The organism is Macromonas nakdongensis (assembly GCF_002837145.1).
Lineage (GTDB): Bacteria > Pseudomonadota > Gammaproteobacteria > Burkholderiales > Burkholderiaceae_C > Macromonas_B > Macromonas_B nakdongensis.
Genome location: NZ_NWMV01000014.1, coordinates 1 through 1,752, shown reverse-complemented (window position 1 = coordinate 1,752; position 1,752 = coordinate 1). Strand labels below are relative to the sequence as shown.

Below are 1,752 nucleotides of genomic sequence, written 5' to 3'. Positions count from 1 at the left end.
CAGCCTTGCAATACAAGGGAAAACCCTTATATTTCGGGCATGTCCACGATCGAACGCGCCACCACCACCCGTGTGCCCATCTGCACCCTGGGTGTGGAGCACCGTGCGGCCATTGCAGCGCACCTGCTGGGCCTGGGTGAGCGCGACCGCTACCTGCGTTTCGGCTACGCCGCGCAGGACGCCCAGATCCACCGCTACGTCGAGAGCATCCGCTTCGACCGCGACGAGGTGTTTGGCGTGTTCAACCGGCACCTGCGGCTCATCGCCATGGCGCACTTGGCCTATGCCGTGGCCCCCGACCGCTCGAACAGCGCGGAATTCGGGGTCAGCGTCAGCCGCCACGCCCGCGGGCGCGGGTATGGCAACCAATTGTTTGAACGTGCCGTGATGCACGCCCGCAACCACGGCGTGTCGGTGTTGCAGATCCATGCCTTGAGCGAGAACTCTGCCATGCTGGCGATCGCGCGCAAGGGCGGGGCCAGCATCGTGCGCGAGGGCGGCGAGAGCGAATGCCACCTGGCCTTGCCGCCGGCCGACTTCGAGTCGCACGTGACCGAGCTGTTCGAAGAGCAGGTGGCCCGCACCGATTACCACTTCAAGGCCCAGACCCAGCAGTTCCGCCGTTTCCTGCAGCGCTTGCTGGGGCGCGCCGACGCGACCGACAAGCGCGCCTGATCGCGGGCGCGGTACCCGCCGCGGGAGTGGTTGGTCATGGGCTTGATGTATCCTAGACCTCCCGCAACTACCGCCGATTCGCAGTGGCCGATCCCTATCCCAGTCCTTCGCCGCACCGTGGGGTGCGGCACGAAGACAAGCGTGGTTTCCTGCAAAAGCTCGCCGAGTTCATCCACCCCGGACCGGACTCCAAGGACGAACTGATCGAAACCCTGGCCGAGGCCGAGGACAACGACATCATCAACGCCGAATCGCGGGTGATGCTCGAAGGGGTGATCCGCATCGCCGACATGACCGCCGGCGACGTGATGGTGGCCGCGCCGCGCATGGACGCGCTCGACATCCACGCCCCCTTCGCCGACTTGTTGCACACCGTCATCGAGACCGCGCACTCGCGCTTCCCGGTGTACGAGGGCGAGCGCGAGAACATCCTGGGCATCCTCATGGCCAAGGACTTGCTGAAGCTGCAGCGGGCCCCGGAACTGAACCTGCGCGCGCTGCTGCGCCCGGCGGTGTTCGTGCCCGAAAGCAAGGGCCTGAACGACCTGTTGCGCGAGTTCCGTGGCAACCGCAACCACCTGGCCATCGTCATCGACGAGTTCGGCCGCGTGGCCGGCCTCATCACCATCGAAGACGTGCTGGAAGAGATCGTTGGCGAGATCGAGGACGAGTTCGACGAGGGCGAGGACGAGGGCGACATTTTTGCCCTGGCCGACGGCACCTGGCGCGTCAGCGGCGACACCTCTATCGAGATGTTGAACGAATGGTTCAGTCTGGCTTTGCCGGTGGACGACTTCGAGACGATTGGCGGCATGGTGTCGCACGCCATGGGCCACGTGCCCAAGCGCGGCGAAAGCCACGACCTGGCGGGCCTGCACTTCATGGTGCAGCACACCAAGGGCGGCGCGGTGAAGTGGTTCAAGGTCTCGCGCGTGGCGGAGCCGGCATGAGGTTGACCGCGCGCGGCCCGGGCATGGTGCCGGCGGGCCGATGAGCCTGGGGCGCTGGGCCCCGTGGGCGCTGTTGCTGGCGGCGGGCTGGGCCCAGGCCGCGGCCCTGGCTTGGCCGGGCCCCAAC

Annotated in this window: 2 protein-coding genes; both read left to right on the top strand. The window is 66.8% G+C overall.

Features of this window, described 5'->3' with window-relative positions; genetic code table 11:
• The first annotated feature begins 39 nt into the window (after nucleotides 1-39).
• Nucleotides 40-675 carry a GNAT family N-acetyltransferase gene (locus CON77_RS02400; protein WP_101047473.1) on the top strand — a complete coding sequence of 212 codons (636 nt, stop codon included), beginning with the start codon at nucleotides 40-42 and terminating at the stop codon, nucleotides 673-675.
• Nucleotides 676-758: 83 nt separating this feature from the next.
• Nucleotides 759-1,625, top strand: coding sequence for a CorC family transporter (locus CON77_RS02395; protein WP_101047471.1), 867 nt, complete (start codon nucleotides 759-761; stop codon nucleotides 1,623-1,625).
• The last annotated feature ends 127 nt before the right edge of the window (nucleotides 1,626-1,752 follow it).